The organism is Streptococcus pseudopneumoniae (assembly GCF_001072315.1).
Taxonomy (GTDB): domain Bacteria; phylum Bacillota; class Bacilli; order Lactobacillales; family Streptococcaceae; genus Streptococcus; species Streptococcus pseudopneumoniae_R.
The window spans coordinates 1-19,533 of sequence record NZ_JVLI01000100.1 but is presented as its reverse complement, the minus strand read 5'-3'; the positions used below and the strand labels follow the sequence as shown (position 1 = coordinate 19,533).

26 protein-coding genes are annotated in these 19,533 nt (G+C 41.1%); 3 read left to right on the top strand and 23 right to left on the bottom strand.

Translation table 11 applies throughout. The features are described 5' to 3' along the window. Positions 1–2: 2 nt before the first annotated feature. The 21 genes from ADH54_RS05075 to ADH54_RS04970 form a co-directional block, all read right to left on the bottom strand. On the bottom strand, positions 3–1,337 hold the full coding sequence (locus tag ADH54_RS05075; RefSeq protein ID WP_049524274.1) for a DUF438 domain-containing protein: 1,335 nt from the start codon (positions 1,335–1,337) through the stop codon (positions 3–5). Next, positions 1,337–1,570, bottom strand: a complete 234-nt coding sequence (locus ADH54_RS05070; protein ID WP_000368734.1) for a DUF1858 domain-containing protein — start codon at positions 1,568–1,570, stop codon at positions 1,337–1,339. Before ADH54_RS05070 ends, ADH54_RS05075 begins: the two co-directional genes overlap by 1 nt. Positions 1,571–1,704: 134 nt before the next feature. After that, positions 1,705–1,839: a hypothetical protein gene (locus ADH54_RS12595; RefSeq protein WP_049524273.1), complete on the bottom strand. Its 135-nt coding sequence runs from the start codon at positions 1,837–1,839 to the stop codon at positions 1,705–1,707. After that, complete coding sequence (locus tag ADH54_RS05060) at positions 1,836–2,018, bottom strand: hypothetical protein (protein WP_049524272.1); 183 nt, start codon at positions 2,016–2,018, stop codon at positions 1,836–1,838. Before ADH54_RS05060 ends, ADH54_RS12595 begins: the two co-directional genes overlap by 4 nt. A 1-nt stretch (position 2,019) precedes the next feature. Then, positions 2,020–2,799, bottom strand: coding sequence for a hypothetical protein (locus tag ADH54_RS05055; RefSeq protein WP_049524271.1), 780 nt, complete (start codon positions 2,797–2,799; stop codon positions 2,020–2,022). A gap of 172 nt (positions 2,800–2,971) precedes the next feature. Further along, positions 2,972–3,322 carry a 30S ribosome-binding factor RbfA gene (gene rbfA, locus ADH54_RS05050; protein ID WP_001273601.1) on the bottom strand — a complete coding sequence of 117 codons (351 nt, stop codon included), beginning with the start codon at positions 3,320–3,322 and terminating at the stop codon, positions 2,972–2,974. 250 nt (positions 3,323–3,572) lie between these two features. Beyond that, the gene (infB, locus tag ADH54_RS05045) at positions 3,573–6,383 is read right to left on the bottom strand and encodes a translation initiation factor IF-2 (protein WP_049524270.1); all 2,811 of its coding nucleotides are present in this window, start codon (positions 6,381–6,383) and stop codon (positions 3,573–3,575) included. A gap of 16 nt (positions 6,384–6,399) precedes the next feature. Continuing rightward, a complete protein-coding gene (locus ADH54_RS05040) occupies positions 6,400–6,699 on the bottom strand; it encodes a YlxQ-related RNA-binding protein (protein ID WP_001041390.1) in 300 nt (99 codons plus the stop codon). Next, complete coding sequence (gene rnpM / locus ADH54_RS05035) at positions 6,692–6,985, bottom strand: RNase P modulator RnpM (RefSeq protein WP_049524269.1); 294 nt, start codon at positions 6,983–6,985, stop codon at positions 6,692–6,694. Before rnpM ends, ADH54_RS05040 begins: the two co-directional genes overlap by 8 nt. A 21-nt stretch (positions 6,986–7,006) precedes the next feature. Beyond that, a complete protein-coding gene (nusA, locus tag ADH54_RS05030; RefSeq protein ID WP_049524268.1) occupies positions 7,007–8,143 on the bottom strand; it encodes a transcription termination factor NusA in 1,137 nt (378 codons plus the stop codon). Between the two features lie 43 nt (positions 8,144–8,186). Further along, positions 8,187–8,666 (bottom strand): ribosome maturation factor RimP, encoded by a 480-nt coding sequence (rimP, locus tag ADH54_RS05025; protein ID WP_025170680.1) that lies wholly within the window; start codon positions 8,664–8,666, stop codon positions 8,187–8,189. 133 nt (positions 8,667–8,799) lie between these two features. Continuing rightward, positions 8,800–9,435, bottom strand: coding sequence for a tRNA (guanosine(46)-N7)-methyltransferase TrmB (gene trmB / locus ADH54_RS05020; protein ID WP_001266094.1), 636 nt, complete (start codon positions 9,433–9,435; stop codon positions 8,800–8,802). Continuing rightward, the gene (gene ccrZ, locus ADH54_RS05015) at positions 9,432–10,226 is read right to left on the bottom strand and encodes a cell cycle regulator CcrZ (protein WP_049524267.1); all 795 of its coding nucleotides are present in this window, start codon (positions 10,224–10,226) and stop codon (positions 9,432–9,434) included. The genes trmB and ccrZ overlap by 4 nt, the downstream gene beginning before the upstream one ends. Positions 10,227–10,387: 161 nt before the next feature. Then, the gene (locus tag ADH54_RS05010; protein ID WP_033676248.1) at positions 10,388–10,999 is read right to left on the bottom strand and encodes a CPBP family intramembrane glutamic endopeptidase; all 612 of its coding nucleotides are present in this window, start codon (positions 10,997–10,999) and stop codon (positions 10,388–10,390) included. Positions 11,000–11,029: 30 nt separating this feature from the next. Beyond that, entirely contained in the window at positions 11,030–11,278 is a 249-nt protein-coding gene (blpZ, locus tag ADH54_RS05005) for an immunity protein BlpZ (RefSeq protein ID WP_049524266.1), read from the bottom strand. Between the two features lie 41 nt (positions 11,279–11,319). Further along, positions 11,320–12,009, bottom strand: coding sequence for a CPBP family intramembrane glutamic endopeptidase (locus ADH54_RS05000; RefSeq protein WP_000820344.1), 690 nt, complete (start codon positions 12,007–12,009; stop codon positions 11,320–11,322). 64 nt (positions 12,010–12,073) lie between these two features. Further along, a complete protein-coding gene (locus tag ADH54_RS04995) occupies positions 12,074–12,457 on the bottom strand; it encodes a hypothetical protein (protein ID WP_000877389.1) in 384 nt (127 codons plus the stop codon). Positions 12,458–12,539: 82 nt separating this feature from the next. Beyond that, entirely contained in the window at positions 12,540–12,944 is a 405-nt protein-coding gene (locus tag ADH54_RS04990; RefSeq protein ID WP_000642960.1) for a hypothetical protein, read from the bottom strand. Between the two features lie 372 nt (positions 12,945–13,316). After that, positions 13,317–13,673 carry a hypothetical protein gene (locus tag ADH54_RS04980; protein WP_049524265.1) on the bottom strand — a complete coding sequence of 119 codons (357 nt, stop codon included), beginning with the start codon at positions 13,671–13,673 and terminating at the stop codon, positions 13,317–13,319. A 68-nt stretch (positions 13,674–13,741) separates the two neighbouring features. After that, complete coding sequence (locus ADH54_RS04975) at positions 13,742–15,091, bottom strand: sensor histidine kinase (RefSeq protein WP_049524264.1); 1,350 nt, start codon at positions 15,089–15,091, stop codon at positions 13,742–13,744. A gap of 13 nt (positions 15,092–15,104) precedes the next feature. Beyond that, positions 15,105–15,842 carry a response regulator transcription factor gene (locus ADH54_RS04970; RefSeq protein WP_001219148.1) on the bottom strand — a complete coding sequence of 246 codons (738 nt, stop codon included), beginning with the start codon at positions 15,840–15,842 and terminating at the stop codon, positions 15,105–15,107. A gap of 434 nt (positions 15,843–16,276) precedes the next feature. On the opposite strand from ADH54_RS04970, the gene ADH54_RS04965 reads away from it, so the two are divergent. Further along, entirely contained in the window at positions 16,277–16,606 is a 330-nt protein-coding gene (locus ADH54_RS04965; protein ID WP_049524263.1) for a hypothetical protein, read from the top strand. Between the two features lie 62 nt (positions 16,607–16,668). On the opposite strand, the gene ADH54_RS04960 is transcribed toward ADH54_RS04965, so the two are convergent. Continuing rightward, positions 16,669–17,718 (bottom strand): ABC transporter permease, encoded by a 1,050-nt coding sequence (locus ADH54_RS04960; RefSeq protein WP_049524262.1) that lies wholly within the window; start codon positions 17,716–17,718, stop codon positions 16,669–16,671. Beyond that, on the bottom strand, positions 17,715–18,446 hold the full coding sequence (locus ADH54_RS04955; RefSeq protein ID WP_000889956.1) for an ABC transporter ATP-binding protein: 732 nt from the start codon (positions 18,444–18,446) through the stop codon (positions 17,715–17,717). The genes ADH54_RS04960 and ADH54_RS04955 overlap by 4 nt, the downstream gene beginning before the upstream one ends. Before the next feature lie 67 nt (positions 18,447–18,513). Between ADH54_RS04955 and ADH54_RS04950 the strand changes: the two genes are divergently transcribed. Then, positions 18,514–18,924 carry an HIT family protein gene (locus tag ADH54_RS04950; protein ID WP_001278301.1) on the top strand — a complete coding sequence of 137 codons (411 nt, stop codon included), beginning with the start codon at positions 18,514–18,516 and terminating at the stop codon, positions 18,922–18,924. A gap of 9 nt (positions 18,925–18,933) precedes the next feature. Beyond that, positions 18,934–19,221: a hypothetical protein gene (locus ADH54_RS04945; protein ID WP_000777760.1), complete on the top strand. Its 288-nt coding sequence runs from the start codon at positions 18,934–18,936 to the stop codon at positions 19,219–19,221. The last annotated feature ends 312 nt before the right edge of the window (positions 19,222–19,533 follow it).

Sequence of the window (19,533 nt, the reverse complement as noted above, 5' to 3'; positions counted from 1 at the left end):
CCTTATTCTAATCCACGGAAATAGTCCGTATCAATCTCACGGAAGGGCTGGATATCCTGAACATACTCCAGCACCCCTTGGAATTCTCCCTCTTCATCGTGCACTGCTGCGTAGGTGATGTGGACAAACTTACCTCGCGACTCAGACTTGAACCACATTTCATACTTATCCTTAGTACCCTCACGAAGCCCCTTCATGATAGTTTTGACCTTGTCCAAGTACTTAGGCGGATGGCAGAGTTCGACATTGCGCCCGACTTGAGACGGCGTCCGTTTGAAAATCATCTCATCAACTGGCGTATTGTCATTGTAATACTGGAAAATATCGTCTTTATTGACAAAGGTAATCTCCATGGGGAGATGATTGAGGATGAGATTGGCCTGCTCGACTGAAAGATAGCCATTCCCAAAAGCCTGTTGACTATGGCGGTCCAGGACTGTTTCCTTTTCCTTAGGGGTAAAGGTAATGGTAAACTGCCCTTCTGGCGTATCGATAACTTGCTGGACTTGCCCCTCTGCCGTATCTAGCTGTACAGGCTCCTCTGAACTCTTTTCCTCAACAAAACTCTGGCGTTCTGGCACCCATTTCTCAGACGGACGGATAATAGCATAGCCATAGGCGTCGCTCTCCTCCGCAATCTGAAGCCAGTCATCCTGAGTGAAAGACTCAAGGAGAATCATGAGAAGGATGGACTCTTCCTTGAAAATCATACTTTCAAACTCTGTCGCAAAGGCTTCAAAAGCTTCTTTTACGCTGCTAATTGACACTTCTGGTAGTAACTTGGCTGTCGCTAAAGCTGTTTGAAAGAGTTCCCTGATCTGATCATCCACTCCCCACATGACCTTAGGAGGTGAATCGTGACCATAGCGCTCCATGATGGGGAAGAAGAGCTCTTCCTTACGCTGGTAATGAATATCAAATTGACCTACAAGTCCCATCTGACGCACCAAACCCTTGCGCATCTCCGCAAGCATTTCTTCATCTTCCATAGACTCATAGGTACCTAACAATCTACGAATGCGAATCAAGGCAGCACGGAGAGCCAGATTTTCTTCCTTAAAGACCCGAACTGGGTGCCCAGGATGCTCGGTATCCTCTACTTCGACACCCTTAACAGCATTTTTAAAAAGATTGGCATGGACATCACAGAGTTCCATGACATCTTCAAAGGTAACACCTGAGTCTGAGTTCATCAACTCGTGCTCCATGAGAGAAATCTCGATGGCTGACACACCTGTAAAGGTCGCATCAAAACGCTCCTGAACTGACTCAGGAGAGGCACCATTGTGCAATTCTAACAAAATATCCCGCAGGACATGAATCCGTTCATCTGCCATTAGTCTAACCCAATCACTTCGTAGCCGTTTGCTTCCAGCGTGCGGACAATCTTGTCCATAGGAGTTCCTTCAAGCTTAGACCCCTGCTTAAGCGATACCTTGCGACCGATAGTATTACGCATCAAGGGATTAGCAAGAGGTTTAAAACCCAACTCCACTAGGATTTCCAAGACTTCTGGATGCTTATCCACCACTTCTGCAACAGGAATTGACACATCGATGATATTGTCCATGACGACCTCCATTGTATGTTCTAAAATGATTTTACTGCTTATATTATACCATATGGAGAGAGATTAAAAAACTAGCAGTGGAGTTCCTGCTAGTTCACTGTGACTTGGATAACCATCTAAATAAGTTTAAAGAGTCAATCCAATAGCTTAAATAATAGCTTGTAAAACAGCAATTGGACTGCAAAAGAAATGATCATCCAAAAGAATTTCACAATCCCAATAATCGGTTTGATAAAAATAATAGCAAGAAGTCCCCAGAAAAATTTCATTCTCTCTCCTCTGGCTTGATGAGCCACCGAGCCGTATCCATTAGCTTGTCTGCAATAAAAAGTTTTCCCAGACCGACAACGGCGTGGTCATCTTTCTTTATAGTTTTCATTACTTTTACACCTTGCACGGTCAAAAAGTAATTCCCGTAAGTTTTAGCTAGAATTTTTATGAGTCCCATATCACTCTCCTTCGATGATTTCAGCCTCTTTTCGGATCGTTTCAACATCTTCTTGATATTGAACTTCACTATAGTTGACTAGCTTGGACAATTCTTTCTGCAAGCTTTCCCCCATTGGTTTCATAGTTGCAAAGGTTAAACCACCTGAAATGATACCACCCAAGATAGGTATGAATTTCCCCATTCCTTTGGCCAACCCTCCCTTGGTCAGATTCACACCAAATATTTTTAAGACTTTTTTCAAAATAGGGTACCAAAGCGTCTTTGTTAAAGCTTTATTAGGTACTGTTTTCATTACCTGTTTGGCAATTGTTATACCACCTGCACGTAACAAGGCAGCGGTTCCATTCACCCCCAACATGACACCTAGATAAAGCAAGAGGGTATTTTGAGCATCTTCACTCAACTCCTCGCGTGAAGCCCAAAGATCCTCATATCCATAAATATAACCTAGTTCTTGAGCTAATTTTAAAGAAAAAGCATAAAATTGAGCTACATCAGCTGGAATGGTAATTGCCATGGCAAGTCCACCCGGTAATCCAGCAACAACAGAAGTTCCACTCGCCAATAAAACATTATCCCTAATGCAGGCATTAGCCACTCGATCTAAGGTTTCTTGAGATAAGAGAGATGTTGGGCCTTGTTCTAATAAGGTAGAAATGTCCTGTGGATCCAATTCTTTGGAAAACTTATCCACTAAAAATTTCGAACGATCAACCTTAACAACAGGTAGTTTCACCACTTGTTGCAATACTTGCATAGCCAACTCTTGTTCAGCCATATACAAACTCCTTATTTCTTTTTTACACCTTATCATATCATATTTCCTAAAAAAAAAAGTATTTTCTGATTAGCTAACATTAAAAAATACAGAATCCCTTTTTTAAAAGAATATTTTTCCCTTTCAAATTCCACTTATTTTCCCCACCAAAAAAGAGGGTTGCCCCTCCTTCTTAGTTCTTATCCAGATTGCGTAGCATTTCATCAATCTTGTTTCCATACTCGATGGATTCGTCTTTGACGAAGGTCAAATCTGGGATTTTGTACAATTTTAAATTGCGACCAAGTTCACGTTTGATGGTACCAGTTGCTTTTTCAAGCCCGATTTGGGCTTTTTGATTATCTGAAGCAAGATTACTCAAAATGGTGTAGTAAACCTTGGCAACAGACAAGTCCCCCAGCATCTGAACATCTGTGATGGTCACGCCTTGGACACGCGGATCACGGACTTTCTTTTGCAAAATCTCATTGACTTCACGCTTGATTTCCATGCCCACACGATCCGTACGGAAATGATTTGCCATGATATTCCTTTCTCTACTTTGAACCAAAAGCTAGGCCAGCAGACCTAGCTATTTTTAAACTTATTGATTTTCATTTCAAATTGAAACGAAGTTCAATTTGAACTCATCCGCTTCTTTCGCCGTGGTGAAAGTGATGGAACTGATTTATCAGTCCCATCACAGGGGATTTTTGAGACCCTAGGCTCAAAAATAAGCAATGAAACCATCGGTTTGCTTGCGTCCCTCACCACCTAAGAAAGGAGCAAAAATCTTATCTCTTGATTTCTTCCATGACATACGCCTCAATCACATCATCCATCTTGATATCATTGTAGCCGTCAATCATCAATCCACCTTCACGACCGTTTGTAACTTCTTTCACGTCGTCTTTGTAGTGTTTCAAGCTTGCAAGTTCGCCATCATAGATAACGACACCGTCACGGATAACACGGACTTTAGAGTCACGGGTAACCTTACCGTTGATAACCATAAATCCACCGATAGTTCCCACTTTAGACACCTTGAAGGTTTCACGGATAACTGCTTCACCGATAACTTTTTCTTCAAATTCTGGATCAAGCATCCCCTTCATGGCTTCTTCCATCTCTTCGATGACCTTATAGATAATGCTGTGGAGACGGATTTCTACATCATCAGCTTCTGCTTGTTGACGAGCTTGTGGTGTAGGGCGCACGTTGAAACCAACGATGAAAGCATTTGAAGCTTCCGCAAGGGTCACGTCAGATTCGTTGATGGCACCGACTGCTGAGTGGACGATGGTAACTTTGACACCTTCCACATCAATTTTTTGAAGTGAAGCAGAAAGAGCTTCAACAGAACCTTGTACATCGGCCTTGATGATCACGTTAACTGATTTAAGTTCACCAGCTTTAAGCGTATCAAAGAGGTTTTCAAGGCTAACACGTTGGGTAGCTTGACGTTGTTTCATGAGGGCACGTTTCGCACGCTCTTCACCGGCTGCACGCGCAGATTTTTCATCTTCGTAAACGGCAAAGTGGTCACCCGCCATTGGCGCTTCGTTCAAACCTGTGATAGAAACTGGTGTTGATGGTCCAGCAACTTTAACACGACGACCAAGGTCGTTGGTCATAGCACGGACACGACCGAAGGTATTTCCGACAACGATTGGGTCTTGAACATTCAAAGTACCTTGTTGAACAAGAAGGGTTGCGACCGCACCTTTTCCTTTATCCAAGCGCGCTTCGATAACTGTACCAATCGCACGAACTGTTGGGTCTGCCTTGAGTTCTTGGATTTCAGCCACAAGAAGGACTGTTTCCAACAATTCTTCAATGTTTTGGTTGAATTTAGCTGAGATTTCAACAAATTCAGAATCTCCGCCCCAAGCTGTTGACATAACACCATGCTCTGCCAATTCACCGATAACGCGTTCTGGGTTGGCACCTGGTTTATCAATCTTGTTAATAGCTACGATAATTGGAACGTTGGCTGCTTTTGAGTGGTTAATGGCTTCGATAGTCTGAGGCATAACCCCGTCATCTGCCGCTACGACCAAGATAGTAATATCGGTAACAGAAGCACCACGCGCACGCATAGATGTAAAGGCCGCGTGTCCTGGTGTATCAAGGAAGGTAATCTTCTTGCCATTTTCCACGATTTGGTAGGCACCGATATGTTGAGTGATACCACCTGCTTCACCTGTCGCAACACGAGAGTTACGAAGGGTATCTAGGAGTGTTGTTTTACCGTGGTCAACGTGTCCCATGATAGTTACAACTGGTGGACGCTCAACCAATTCATCTTCATTAAGATAACCATCTTCAACAAAGAAACGCTCGATGTCGGCATTATCCACTTCAACCTTTTGTTTGGCTTCGATACCATAATCCACCATGAGGAGTTCAATTGTTTCCCCATCCAAGGATTGGTTTTGTGTGGCCATAACACCCATCATAAAGAGTTTCTTAACGATTTCAGCTGGTTCACGTTTGATACGTTTTGCGATTTCCGCAACAGTCATACCATCTGTATATTCAAATTCTGTTGGCAATTCATGGAATTTACGCTCTGTAACAGGTTTTGGAGTCTGATTACGGTTGTTCTTGTTATTGCCTTTTTTGTTCTTTTTGTTGTTATTCCAGTTACTATTCTTTTGATTTCTCACTTGATTTTGACTACTTCGATTCTTTTGTTGTTTTCTAGGACCATCTTCTTCGTGATCATAATCGTCACGATTTTTGTCTGGTCGAGCTTGTTTTTTACGACGTGTATCCACTGCAGGTTCTGTTTTCTCAGGGACAACTTCAACCACTGCTTGAACTTGCTGTACTTGTTGTGCTTGTTGCGCTTGTTCAGCTAACTTAGCCACTTCTTCAAAGATTTCCTCTGGCTCCTTGCATTTGTTAGCTTGGGCCAAGGCTTCTTTGGCAGCCTGAGTCTGCTTGAAACGTTCCTCACTTGAACGAGCATATTCTGCATTTTGCTCTGCTTTTAGCGCTGCTGCACGGGCTTTAAAGTCAACACGTGGAGCCGCTTGATTTGGACGTTTGTCCTCTTGTTGACGGCGTTCATTACCACGATTTTGCTGACCTTGCTGTTTCTTAGCTTGGTCATTAAAGCGACGATTGTCGCGGTTGCCTTGACCTTGTTTTCCACCATTACGGCCGTCGTTTTTCTGACGGTTCCCGTTTTGTTGTTGGTCACGGCTATTGCCTTTATTTTGCTTGCGTCGCTCTGCCTGCTCTTTAGCACGGGCTTCACGCTCAGCCTTGAAATTACGACTTTGCGGTTTAGCTGCTGCTTTTTCTGTTTTAGGAGCAACTAGTTCAGCCGCTTTTGCTTCTTCCTTAGCTACAGCTGGTTTCGCTGGCTCAGATTTCTCGGCTTTCTTTTCTGCACTTGCTTTTGGTGCTGCAGGTTTTGCTTCTACTTTCGGAGTAGCTGCAGGCTTAAAGCTGGCAGCGATTTTTGCAGCGACAGCTTCTTCCACACTTGATGAGTGGCTTTTCACATCCAAGCCCAACTCTTTTGCACGCGCTACAACTTCTTTACTTTCTTTTCCAAGTTCTTTTGCGATTTCGTACAATCTTTTCTTAGACAAATCATGTCCTCCTCTTCTATTCCATAAGAGACCTCATTTTCTTTGTAAATCCAGCATCTGTTACAGCCAAAACCTTTCTCGATTTCCCGACTGCTATGCTTAATTCCAGTGTTGAAAACACGGTTACAATTTCTACTTGATAATAATGACTTTTATCTTGAATCTTCTTGGTCAGATTGGGTCCAGCATCATGGGCTAGAAAGACCAACTTGGCCTTGCCGTCTTGAATGGCCTTGACCACCAATTCTTCACCCGATATAATCCGCCCTGCTCTCTGAGCAAGTCCCAAGAGATTGCTTATCTTTTGCTTATTCAAGTCCTAACTCTCTTCTTTTCACTTTGTGATCCACATAAGCAATCAATTCGTCATAAAAGCTGTCATCCACTTCCATGCTAAAGCTACGGTTAAAGACCTTCTTCTTTTTCGCCTCTAGGGCTTCTGCATTGTCTAGTTTGATATAAGCGCCGCGGCCATTGGCCTTGCCTGTCGGATCGATAAAGACTTGTCCTTCCTTGTTCTTGACAATACGGAGCAAATCACGCTTATCAATCACTTCGTTAGACACAACAGACTTGCGCAAAGGGATTTTTCTCGTTTTCATCTTTCCCTCCTCTAGCAGCTTTTATTCTTCGATAGTATCGTTTTCTGCTTCCAAATCTACCGAACCAGCTTCTTCCATGGCTTCAAATTCACTAGCAGACTTGATATCGATACGGTAACCAGTCAAGTGAGCTGCCAAACGAACGTTTTGCCCACGACGACCAATGGCAAGAGAAAGTTTGTTGTCTGGTACAACAACCAAGGCACGTTTGCTGTCGTTTTCGTCAAAGATAACTTGGTCAACCTCAGCAGGAGCGATAGCATTGTAGATAAATTCAGCTGGATCTGCTACCCACTCGATAACGTCGATATTTTCTTCGATTGGCACCATACGGTCGCTCTTGGCATCGTAACGAGCTGGGTGGAATTTGCTAGTAATCTTCTTGATATTAGCACCACCACGTCCAACGATTGTACCGATAGCATCCACGTTTGGATTATGGCTACGAACTGCAACCTTAGTACGGTCACCAGCTTCACGAGCCACGCTCATGATTTCAACCGTTCCATCATAAACTTCTGGAATTTCTTGCTCCATCAAGCGTTTGATCATTTCTGGATGGCTACGGCTAACAAAGACGTTCACACCGCGAGGGTTGTCTTCAACCTTGTAAACATATACTTCGATACGATCATGAGAAGCAAAAACTTCTCCAGGAATTTGGTCTTGTTTTGACAATTGGGCTTCAATGCTGCCAAGGTTGACATAAATGAAGCGGTTGTCAAAGCGTTCTACTGTACCAGACATGATTTCTTGCTCATGTTCTTTGTAAGTATTGTAAGTGATGGCACGTGTTTGCTTGCGCATTTTTTCCATGATGGTTTGTTTAGCAGATTGGGCTGCTACTCGACCAAACTCAGCAGGTGCTTCTTCAAACTTGATTTTATCACCAAGTTCATAGGCTGAATTGATGGCAAGAGCATCTTTCAAGCTGATTTCCAAACGGCTATCAAATACTTCATCAACAACTTCACGGACAGTATAAACGGTAAAGTCACCTGTTTTTTCGTTGAAGTCAATAGCTACGCTATCTGATTGACCATAGCGTCTGCGATAAGCGGAACGAAGCGACTCTACTACTGCGTCGATGATGTCTTCTTTTTTGATTCCCTTGTCTTCTTCCAAAATGCGGAAGGCCTCTAGCATTTCTTTACTCATGTTTTCTTCACTTTTGAATCCTCAAAAGCTATCCTTTCTTTTTCTATAATTTAACTGCTAAACGTGCTTTTGATACTAAACTGTATGGAATTTGGACAGTTTTCTTACGTGTCTTGTCCATATATTCCATGGTCAACTCGTCCTCTTCAAAGGCCAACAAGGTTCCTTCAAAGACCTTTTGCTTATCGATGGCTTGGTAGAGCCCGACATGGATGTATTTCCCAACCGCTCCAGCGACGGCATCCTTGGTTTTCAAAGGACGTTCCAAGCCTGGACTGGTAATTTCTAGGAAATATTGTTCTGGGAAGGGATCTGGCTTGATGGTATCTAGGACAGGACTGATCATTTCTGTCAAGTCTGCCGTGTCGTTCAAGGTAATTCCTTCAGGTTTATCTACAAAAATACTGAGAATCATGTCACTGCCAATCTTTCCATACTCGATATCCACGAGTTCGAAAGGTGATTGAATGACAGGTTCTACAACTTCTCTGACTAATTCTACAATTGTTGCGATTGCGTCCACCTCCTCATAAGCAAGAGGCGAAGATATTTCCCCGCCTCTCTTTCTCATATTCTTACCCTTAGTATAGCACATTTGCTAACTTATGTAAAGCAAAAGCACTTACCACTTATACAGCCTGATTTCAGGCTATTTCTTAAAATTCTGCCTCAACTCGGTAGATAACTTGACCCTTGTTGGAGAATTTTTGCTCGTATTCTGTCATGACATTGCCTTCAAAATCACTGGCATGTAAGTCTAGCCAGACACCATTTAGTTTCATGCCATACTGAGAAAAGCTCACTAGGCTGTACTCAAACAAGCCACGGTTATCTGTCTTGAAATGAATTTCTCCATTTTCAGGCAAGATACGCTTGAAGGTGTCCAAGAAGGTCTTGTAGGTCAACCGACGCTTTTCATGACGCTTTTTAGGCCATGGATCTGAAAAGTTCAGATACAAGCGATCAATCTCACCGTCTTCAAAGTAGTCAGTCAAGTCAGAACCATCTACCCACAAGAGCTTGATATTAGGCACTCCAACTTCAAGTACCTTGTCCAAAGCGTAGCTCAAAACAGACTTTTGAATATCAATCCCGATATAGTTGATGTCAGGATTTTGCTTAGCCATACCTGAAACAAAGGCACCCTTTCCACTTCCAACTTCCACATGAATGGGATTGTCATTGCCAAACAAGTCCCGCCATTTTCCCTTGGCTTCCAAGGGATTGAGGACCACATACTGGGGATTTGCCTCTAGTAATTCTGTCGCCCCTTTACGATTTCTAACTCTCATCTTCTCTTTCCATACTTGTCTCGGAAGTGACGCAAGCCATGAATCTCCCGATTGACATTTTCTAAATCTTGGTTCATATAATACTTGGAAATCTGGCTCAAGTAAGACAATTGACCGTACCAATACAATTTATTTAATACCGTTTGATTATACTTATAGCCGTAGTAGGTCAACCATTCCTTCCACTGATATTCTGGAATATAATGGCAGAGCATATGGGCCACATCCAACATGCGATCGGTCAAGCGAACCGAATCCCAATCTACCAAATAAATCAAGCCACTATCTGTCTCAATCCAATTACTATGTCGTACATCTCCATGGACAATGGTCGCATAGTCCTCTCTAAATCCTGGAATAGTCTGACGTAAATCAGCCATCACTTCACTGATAAAATGATTTTTACGCAAAGCATCTGGAGCCGTTTCCTGCCAAGACTGTAGTAAATCTACAGGTGTTTCCATGGCATAGCCCAAACGACTCAACTGCGTCATCAAAGGACGTGAGCGATGAAGGCGGGTTAAAATATTGACGATTTGCTTACGATTCATATCATAGGGGGTCAATATCTTGCCTGTCAACCATTCTTGAGCACACATATCACGCCCATCTGCCAAACGGCGACTCCATAATAATTGTGGAGCAATTTGTTCTCTAGCTAGACCAGGTAGGATTGGAGAGGTGTTCATTTTTACAAAGATGCGCTTTCCATCAGGATAGCTACCCATATAAGCCTTGCCACTTTTCCCAGGTATGGGAGTCAGTGTTAGCTCATTATCACCCAAATCCATTTCTTTCCTCCGTATAAAGTTTCCTTACTATTCTACTAGTTTTTGCCCTATTCGTCAACCGCTCCACACCCGATTCTCAAAGAAAAGCCTCTGGATTGGCTTGAGTATCATTATAGAAAGAAAAAGGTAAGCACCGTCTTCTACTTACCTTTTCATAATTTTTATAAATAATATAAGAGTGGCCAACTGTTGTAAAACATGTGGACTAGAGTAGAAACCCATAGGTTTTGGCTCTTTTTATAAGCAAAGCCCAGCAACAAGCCCCCAAGTAGATAAAAAATAAACGAAGGGACATTAGAAGGTCCATGCATAACAGAAAAGAGAGAGGAAGTTAGCACAAGCCCTAACAAAGAGTTGTCAAAAACCGCACCTTGAAGAAGTCCTCTGAAAATGAGTTCCTCCTGGATGGGTCCAAAAACTGAGGAAGTCAAAATCAAAGACAGGGAAATTCCTCTGCTGACTTCCGCCAAGTGTTGAACTCCTGCGCCAGAAGAAATAGCGAAGAAATGAATATAAACCAGCGTCTCAAGCACACTTAGAAGAAAGATTGCAATGAAAAGTAAAAGTTGTTTCCTGCTTAACATCCCAAAAGAAATCATTTCAAACTTTCTAGCATAAGCAACACTCATCGAGGTTACTAGAAGACTTACAATAATCAATGCAGATTCATTTTGAAAAAAATCCCCATGATTAATCGTATAAGGAACTGTAATGACGATTAGTAGTACTAAAAATCCAAAGCACAAGGCATGAAATTTATCAAAAAACTCCATAAAATTATTCTCCTCAAGAAACAAACTTCTCTACACGTCATCCTTTAGTGCTAGTCTTTCCAAAACAAACCATTTGAGTAACCAAAACCCGACCACATAGCCAGCCCCTAAGAATATAGCCATTAAAGATAACATGGGATTTAGGAAATAAAAGACCACCACAGATACAAAGGTTAGCACAAAAACGTTAAAAGCAATGGTGTCAGAAGCCAAGACCAAAATATAAGGTGTCAACCAGTCTAAGGTTTTGGAATCTAGGAAAAATAAGTGTTTATACATGATGACCTCCTCTATGGCTGAAAAGCAAGACTTTTGTTTTTTTACCCCAAGACCCTATGTAAAAAAGTGAGCAAAAATGGTAAGTTTGCGATGATATTATTAACAATATGAATCGAATAAGAAGGATAGATACTCTTCGTATAACGTGTTAGACAGGCAAACAGACAGCCCACTGCCGTATAGACAAAAATATCTGCGAGACTTGGCAAGCTAGAAAAGTGGGGCAAGGCAAATAAGAATGACGGAAAGAGAAGATCCTGCCCCCATCTCGAATCCTTAAAGAAGGCATGTTGAAGCAGGCCCCTACATACCAATTCTTCCATCAGAGGTCCTAGTACGATTAAGGTTAGGTAAACACCAAACTCCGCAAAATTTGTCTCACTATAGGCAATAAACAAATTCCACCCTTCATTAGTTCCCTGGACGTGTTTAGCTGTCAGATAGTTAAAGCAGATAAGTACAACAGCGGCTAACACCGTCAGAACAGAATAGCTCAACCACTTTTTCCTAGGGATACGAAAGAGATAAGCATGGCCCGACCTGACCAAAATCCAAACCATCAAGCAGATAAAGAGAAGACTGATGATGTTTCGAATCCAGATAATATTTCCTACCCAAGACGAGAACTCCCAATAATTGCTCCAAAATTGGGTTGTCCAAGACAGTCCGAAAAACAGAAACAAATAAGAAAGAATTGCACTCGTTTTGAAAAGAATAGCGTGTCTTTTCATATAAATCCTCCCTACTATCTACAAGACAGGATAGCTCACCTTGTCATGCTCTATTACTGCAAGATTAAGAAGACAGCTTGTTCTTTTTAAGGCTAACCTGACTACTAGATAATAGATACATTAAGGCATTAAAGACAATGAAAATATGTCCATAGAATAAAATCAACCTCGCATCCAAACCAAGATAAAGTTTGACCATCAAAAAGATGAGCAAAAAAATTTGAAACCATAAGGTTTTTCCAAAAATAAATTTAAAGCGATTTCGAATATCTACTTCCTTTATTTTTACCGCTACCCCTTTATTAGCAAGAAGGAAAACGCCTGCTTCAAATAATCCACTGTAGAGAACAATCCACCCAATCGATACATTAGAGATTTGTAAAAATGTCCCTAAAAGAATATTCAACATACTACTCAAGAAAATAACAAGAAATAATCTATATTTCATATTAAATACCTCCATTCACTTATTTCACGGACAGTTTAATAGAGCCTTCTAATCAAAGATTCTGTCAGAAGAAGAAGGCAAGCTACTTTTTATAATACTTCAAGCCCCAAATGAGCAAAAGCATGATAAGCAAGCAGAGAATAGCGCCAATATAGGCAATTAGTTGTTGGTAAGATTCTCCTGCTGTGATACCTCTATACAAACAAATGATAGACATAAAACCTGTCAAACCGATATACATAAGTTGATTGGTTCTAGGACTAACCAAATCATCATCTTCAAACTCTCTTATCCTCATCTCCCTAGTGAGGTAAACAGTAACCAAAATAGAGGCCAAGTTAATAACCACTAAAAGAAATTGGAAAACCAATGAAAAATTTAAAAACTGACGAGATAGAAATAGATAAGTAGAGACAAGCAAGGGCAACTGACCTAGGAACAATCTCGTAAGGAAGATGTTCCGTTTTTTAGCAAGAAAAGCTTTCATTTCTTTGCTCCTTTCTTTTTAGTTAAAGCAAAATAGATCACAACCGCAATCATATAGGCTATGGTATAAAATAGATGATACCAAATACTCTCCCTAAGCGGATAAAGAAGGGTAGACATGATCAGATATAGAACGAAAATAATCAGTATTTTTTTCTTCATAAAATTTCCTCCTAAATGTATGCTTTATCTTAGTTTAGCTACAACCTTTACACTGCTAGTATAGCACTCATTTTATCCTTGGAACACTCACATCATAAATGGTCATCAAAACATCTTGAATTGTAAAAAATTAAAAAAGCAAGCATGGAAAACATACTTGCCCTAGGGGAACTTAACAATGTGAAAATACAAAATCGAAAGCTATTCAGCCTTACTTCCGTATGTTTTCATATATTCTCATAATCGCAATAAGGATAGCAGCTGTCCCACTTGCCAAAGCGATAAGGGTAATGATAATGTTGAGGATTTCAGGCGTACTCCCTATTCTGTTGATAAGACGGAGTAGGGATATAACTGTCAACTGAATCAGGAGTATTGATTCTACTCTTACCATTGAAGTAAGTCTGTTTTCAACTGCATATAAAAAGGCTGGCAGCAAAACACAGGCTATAGCAATCACAAACAGGTTGCCCCCTGTTTCTTCTCCCTTGTTCACCACGGAAATCATGAGAAGATTCGAAGCAATAATCAACGTAGAACAGATGATAAAAAAGGATTTCTTATTCATTTAATATACCTCACATACTATAGTATTTTAATTGATGACTTTAGGCAGTACTTCTTTCCACAAATCTTCTAATCATCAACTGATATCGAGTGAATCGTTAAAACCTGACGAAAGATTTGATTTTGACAGGTGGTATTTAGACTGGTATTAGGATGGCTTTCCACAATTTTCATGACGGTATAGAGACCAACTCCTCTCTCCTCCCCTTTAGAACTGGCTCCAAAGGAGAAAATCTCAGAAATGTCTATACCCTCTTCTTTAATGGAATTTTCAATGATAAAGGTCTCCTGTGCTCCATTTTTTAAAAAAGCAATTGAAACATGAGGTTGACTGGCCTCTGCACTGGCTTCAATAGCATTGTCACAAAGGATAGACACAATAGTCAGAAAATCAAGCAGGCTCATCCCCTCTACCTGAATCTCCTCAGGAACTTCGACATTAAAGACAATGTTCTTATCTCTAGCTTTTAGAAATTTCCCTGCTAGGAGACTTTTGAGGGCTTTATCACGAATATTCACCAATCGACCAAGGTCATATTTATTGTCCTGCAATTTTTCACTAGAATCCTTTAAGACCGAATCGTAGACCTCTTTTATCTGCTCCATATCCTCCTCTTCAATGCCCAGACGTAAACTGGTCAAGAGGTTGGTGTAGTCATGGCGAAAACTCCGTACTTCCTTGTAAAGTTCCTCTATATGCCGACTATAGCGTTCCATATCTCTGTAGCGCAAGGCCTGCTCTTGGTCCAGTCTCTCATGGAGTTTGTCCTTCAAATAGGTATCCAGCTTCTTGATAACCCCCATAAAAAAGAGTAGGTAAAACACTAGAATCAGATGGCGAACAGTCGTTGATTGAATACCTTGTACATTTTCAAAATAAGACAGACTTTGCATCACTAGATAGTAAGCCCCCATTATCCAGTTAATCTTAGTCAGGGACTGTTGAAAACCTTTATCGAGAATCTCCCTCCTCAAACTAGTAAAATCATAGTCTAACCATTTCAAAAAGGCTAGAGAAATAAAGCAAATGAAAATTTTTATACATAACCAAATAAAAGAGCGGTCATCATACAAATGCCCTTGCCCCAAAAATGGAAGCACAAAATAGGAGACTACCCTGAAAAAAAGATTCACCAACATCATTGGAAAGAGACCATAAAAGAAGAGTAGTTTTTTAGGAAGCCCTCTTAACAATAAGAAAGATAAACCAATGCCGTACAAGGGTTCCATAAAATAAGATAGGTAAGTATTTCCTACTATATAGCTAATCGTTACAAAAACAACTGCTAAAAGTAGCTTAAAAAGAAAGGACTTAAAAACTCTCTCCAGAGTTAGAACAATTCCATCCACCTTAAAAAATATAAACAATTCCAATCCAGATATCAAAAACACATATACTATCTTCCAAACTAATTCCATTCCAGCACCTCACTTAGTGTAAGTTATTGATAGCTTCAGACACTTCCCTGACCTTATAACGCGCGATCATACAGCTTCCACCATTGGGAAAGTAAAGAAGTTTTTCTTTCTTATCCAAACGAACCACATTGGCAGGATTGATGAGAAAAGAGCGGTGGCACTGCAAGAGACGAGGTTCCTGCTTGAAAACCTCCTCTAAACTCGCTGTAAATTCCAGCCTGTCCGTCTTAGTATAGAGAATAACACGATGGGCTCTGGGCGATGTTTCGAGATAGTAGACCTCTTTAAAAGGATACTGGAATTGGGCAAATTTTGATTTAAAGTAAAAGCAATCTTCCGCCAGACTCTTACTATCTTGACTATTGGCATAGAGGAGGGCTGTCTCGATCCGAGATTCAAACTCCTCTGCCGACAAGGCCTTATCAATGTAGTCCAAAGCTGACACTTGGTAGCGAAAAGACAGGGGCATAAACTCTGAGTGAGTCGTCACAAAGACAATCAGGGCATAGGGGTCTCGATCCCGAATCTTTCTAGCCACTTCCAGACCCTTCATCTCCTCATTTCGAATCTCAATATCCAAAAAGAATAGCTGATGCACCCCCTTCTCATGCACCTCTGCCAGCAGCTGGTCTGGCTTACCAAAGACCTCAAAAGAACTGGGAGTGATATGATGTTCTTTCAAGAGTTTCTCAATCGTCGTTTCAATCCTAGTCTGTTGGGAAAAATCATCTTCTAAAACAAATATTCTCATCTTTTTACTCTCCTTGTTTCGATTTCTTCCTAAAAAGAGAATAGCAAAAATACTATGATACAAGCCCACCAAATCCTAAACAGGCATTCAACACTCCTGAAAGGTAGCTTGTTCCTCAAATAAGCATGATAATCTTACAACTATTTTATCATAAAATCTTAACAGTACCATTCAGGAAATTTCAAGGACAATTAAAGATTTGAAGCTGAAAAAGGAGATAAAAGTGATAAACTGACAGTATCAAAACACAGGTGCTAGAAACAAGACTAGCACCCAGATTATACTCAACGAAAATCAAAAAGCAAACTAGGAAGCTAGCCGCAGGTTGCTAAAAACAGTGTTTTGAGGTTGTGGATAGAACTACCATACCTACGGTAAGGCGACGCTGACGTGGTTTGAAGAGATTTTCGAAGAGTATTAGAGGAGGAATTCTCATGACAGACACAGACCCCATCAAAAGAGCTCAGACTTTGATTACTGACTTAAACAAAGCCTACCAAGCATGCAGACAGGCAACCGCTGACGACGTCCGCTTTCAGGAGCAATTAAACTCTATTCTTGGCTTTCTAGCCAAGGCTGAAACAGTGGATAATCGAGTCTTTATTGAACTGGAAAAATTTTACCAGACTTCCAGTCTTCTCATGGGACTCAGCGCTCTTGATCCAGATGCTCCAACTCGCGCTGCTTGGCGAGCCTATGACCGCTTTCACTTTGACCAAGTCAAGACCAAGTTGAGTCTCTACGGGCCAACCATTATCCTGTAGCAACTAAAAAGAAGTTGAGACAAACTGAACTCAACTTCTTTTTTAATATCATATAAGCAATGTTAATCCTGCATCTGACGTTTTACCTGATAAGGCAAATACAAGACTAGTAAAACCAAACCAGCTCCTAGTAAGGCTAGAAGGGCTAGTTTTTCTTGGAAGGTAATCAACCCAACAACTAATTCCACAAGTAAAACAAAACTGATCAATCCTCGAACTACCTCCTGTAAGCCTTTTTCCTTTTGCCCCTTGTCCAGCGGAAAGAGTTGGGTCAAATACTGGTAGTCAAAGGCATGATAGAGGGCCAGCAACTGGAAAAGCAAGAGGTAGTTAAAGAGAACTACCACTGCTGTCGCAATCCAAGATTGCTCGATAAAGACCTGCGCCAGCAAAGAAAGCAAGAGAAGACGAAGACTGAGAGCAAAGAGGTCGCCATTTCGCAGATAAGAACGCAGATAGAGATTTTGCCAAATCTTCCCAGGCACCTTCTGAACAGCCTTTAAAATAAAGTCCAGATAGGCACGACGCTTAACGCTGTTTGAAATTCCCTTGACCTGCGTAAAGAGGGCAAAGAAACGAAGCAAGACTTGCTTACGCTTGCTTTCTTGAGAAATAACATAGTCCCAGTCCAGTCCAGTTTCAGTGAAAAATTTGCTGGCCTTTTGACAAAAGTGGAAATATTTTCCTACCCCCAATAAAAGCACATAGAGCAGAAAAACTGGCAAGCCATAACCCATTGCTAAAAATAAAGGCGCAAATAACAGCAAGAAAAGGGTCTGTACAAAGAGCCAAAAGACTAGGGAAATGCCAGTTTGACGCTTGAGATGGAGCTTAATTTCCTCTTCTCCAACTAAGAGAAAGAGCTTGTCTGGAGCCTCCATATAGGTGGCAATTCCTCCCCAAAGTAAGAGTAAAACAGACGTAATTCCTACAAACAAAAGGATAGGCCAATGATTTTCAGGAAAATCTTGCAAGAGTTGACTGTACTGGTAGGCTAGAAAGCCCAGCAAGACAAGCAGGAACAAGACAAAGTGGTCATTGAGAACATAGCGCAGATAACCAAGACACTCCTTACGAAAAGCCTGCTTTCTCTTTAAAAACAAGTCTTTCATAGTTCCTCCTCTTTGGTCAGAGCCAAGTAAATATCATTCAAACTAGCCTCAGGCATGTTAAAGGCTTCGCGCAGTTGCAGGAGATTTCCCTTGGCACGCACCTCTCCCTTATGAAGAATAACAAAGGCATCACACATCTTCTCCGCCGAATCCAGCACGTGGGTACTCATAAGAATGGACTTGCCCTTTTGCTTTTCCACTTCCAAAAGCTGAATCAAGTCTGCAATCGCCAGCGGATCCAGACCAAGGAAAGGCTCATCCACGATGAAAAGACTCGGATCTACCACAAAAGCACAGATAATCATGACCTTCTGCTTCATCCCTTTTGAAAAATGAACAGGAAACCAGTCTAATTTCTGGTCCAGACGGAACATTTTTAACAAGGGCTCTACTCGCTCAAAAGCCACTTTCTGCTCAATACCATAAGCCATGGCAACCGTTTCGATATGCTCTCTGAGGGTCAATTCCTCATACAGACTAGGTGTCTCAGGAATGTAGCCAATTTGCTTGCGGTAACTAGTCGCATCTTCTTGCAGGGTCAGGCCATTGATATTGATGGAACCACTATAAGGTGTCAACAGACCGATAATCTCATTAATCGTCGTCGATTTCCCAGCACCATTGAGACCAATCAAACCAACCAACTGCCCACTTTCAACAGTAAAAGACACATCTTTCAAGACAGGGACATGAACATAGCCACCTGTCAGGTTTTTAATTTCTAACATATTTTCTCCAAATCTGGTATAATGTAGCTATATTATATCAAAATTCAGTACAGTAGAGGTAGATTTTATGTCAGATTGCATTTTTTGTAAAATCATCGCAGGGGAAATTCCTGCTTCAAAAGTATATGAAGATGAGCAGGTCCTTGCCTTTCTTGATATCTCTCAAGTAACACTAGGACACACCTTGGTCGTGCCAAAAGAACACTATCGCAATCTTTTGGAGATGGATGCTACGAGCGCCAGCCAACTCTTTGCCCAAGTACCAAAAGTAGCTCAAAAAGTCATGAAAGTCACTAAGGCTGCTGGTATGAATATCATTTCCAACTGTGAAGAAGTCGCTGGTCAAACAGTTTTTCATACTCACGTTCACCTTGTGCCTCGCTACAGTGCTGACGATGACCTCAAGATTGATTTTATCGCCCACGAACCAGACTTTGACAAACTTGCTCAAGTCGCTGAAACCATCAAAAACGCTTAAGGAGTTGCTATGAAATTATCCAACCTACTGCTATTTGCAGGAGCTGCAGCCGGAAGTTATCTGGTTACAAAAAATCGCCAAACCATCACAGATGAAGTCTTGAATACCACTGACCGCGTTCAAGCTATCAAGGACGATGTGGATATTATCCAAAACAGCCTGCAAATCATTAACCAGCAAAAAGAACTTATCAAGGAATACCAAGAAGACTTGACTTACAAGTTTAAGGTCTTGGAAAAGGATATCCAGACTAGACTAGCTGTGATAAAAGAAATGCAGGGAACTGAAGATAAGTAAAAAGAGCCCCCCGGCTCTTTTTTAAAACGTAAACAAGTTATAGTGAATTGAATTTAGAATAGCACACCATAGTTTCTAAAGCATTGTTAGAGATTACTTTAAAATCCTCTTATCAATTTGTTCATATTCTATTTCAATCTATTATATATATCCCATCAACTATGCATCATAATTTAGGTAACTCATACTCAATAAAAATCAAAAAGCAAACTAGAAAGCTAGGCACAGACTGCTCAAAACACCGTTTTAAGGTTGTGGATAGAACTGACGAAGTCAGCTCAAAACACTGTTTTGAGGTTGTGGATAGAACTG

Coding starts and splice junctions, on each gene's coding strand:
- ccrZ (WP_049524267.1), bottom strand. CDS start 10,226: ATGGATTTGGGTGATAATGAGCTAACACTGACTCCCATACCTGGGAAA.
- ADH54_RS04960 (WP_049524262.1), bottom strand. CDS start 17,718: ATGAAAGACTTGTTTTTAAAGAGAAAGCAGGCTTTTCGTAAGGAGTGT.
- ADH54_RS05075 (WP_049524274.1), bottom strand. CDS start 1,337: ATGGCAGATGAACGGATTCATGTCCTGCGGGATATTTTGTTAGAATTG.
- ADH54_RS04975 (WP_049524264.1), bottom strand. CDS start 15,091: ATGGAATTAGTTTGGAAGATAGTATATGTGTTTTTGATATCTGGATTG.
- ADH54_RS04945 (WP_000777760.1), top strand. CDS start 18,934: ATGAAATTATCCAACCTACTGCTATTTGCAGGAGCTGCAGCCGGAAGT.
- rnpM (WP_049524269.1), bottom strand. CDS start 6,985: ATGAAAACGAGAAAAATCCCTTTGCGCAAGTCTGTTGTGTCTAACGAA.
- nusA (WP_049524268.1), bottom strand. CDS start 8,143: ATGAGTAAAGAAATGCTAGAGGCCTTCCGCATTTTGGAAGAAGACAAG.
- ADH54_RS12595 (WP_049524273.1), bottom strand. CDS start 1,839: ATGAAATTTTTCTGGGGACTTCTTGCTATTATTTTTATCAAACCGATT.
- ADH54_RS05010 (WP_033676248.1), bottom strand. CDS start 10,999: ATGGAGTTTTTTGATAAATTTCATGCCTTGTGCTTTGGATTTTTAGTA.
- ADH54_RS04950 (WP_001278301.1), top strand. CDS start 18,514: ATGTCAGATTGCATTTTTTGTAAAATCATCGCAGGGGAAATTCCTGCT.
- ADH54_RS05070 (WP_000368734.1), bottom strand. CDS start 1,570: ATGGACAATATCATCGATGTGTCAATTCCTGTTGCAGAAGTGGTGGAT.
- blpZ (WP_049524266.1), bottom strand. CDS start 11,278: ATGTATAAACACTTATTTTTCCTAGATTCCAAAACCTTAGACTGGTTG.
- trmB (WP_001266094.1), bottom strand. CDS start 9,435: ATGAGAGTTAGAAATCGTAAAGGGGCGACAGAATTACTAGAGGCAAAT.
- ADH54_RS05000 (WP_000820344.1), bottom strand. CDS start 12,009: ATGAAAAGACACGCTATTCTTTTCAAAACGAGTGCAATTCTTTCTTAT.
- ADH54_RS05055 (WP_049524271.1), bottom strand. CDS start 2,799: ATGGCTGAACAAGAGTTGGCTATGCAAGTATTGCAACAAGTGGTGAAA.
- ADH54_RS04970 (WP_001219148.1), bottom strand. CDS start 15,842: ATGAGAATATTTGTTTTAGAAGATGATTTTTCCCAACAGACTAGGATT.
- ADH54_RS04995 (WP_000877389.1), bottom strand. CDS start 12,457: ATGAAATATAGATTATTTCTTGTTATTTTCTTGAGTAGTATGTTGAAT.
- rbfA (WP_001273601.1), bottom strand. CDS start 3,322: ATGGCAAATCATTTCCGTACGGATCGTGTGGGCATGGAAATCAAGCGT.
- ADH54_RS04965 (WP_049524263.1), top strand. CDS start 16,277: ATGACAGACACAGACCCCATCAAAAGAGCTCAGACTTTGATTACTGAC.
- ADH54_RS04980 (WP_049524265.1), bottom strand. CDS start 13,673: ATGAATAAGAAATCCTTTTTTATCATCTGTTCTACGTTGATTATTGCT.
- ADH54_RS05060 (WP_049524272.1), bottom strand. CDS start 2,018: ATGGGACTCATAAAAATTCTAGCTAAAACTTACGGGAATTACTTTTTG.
- ADH54_RS04955 (WP_000889956.1), bottom strand. CDS start 18,446: ATGTTAGAAATTAAAAACCTGACAGGTGGCTATGTTCATGTCCCTGTC.
- ADH54_RS04990 (WP_000642960.1), bottom strand. CDS start 12,944: ATGAAAGCTTTTCTTGCTAAAAAACGGAACATCTTCCTTACGAGATTG.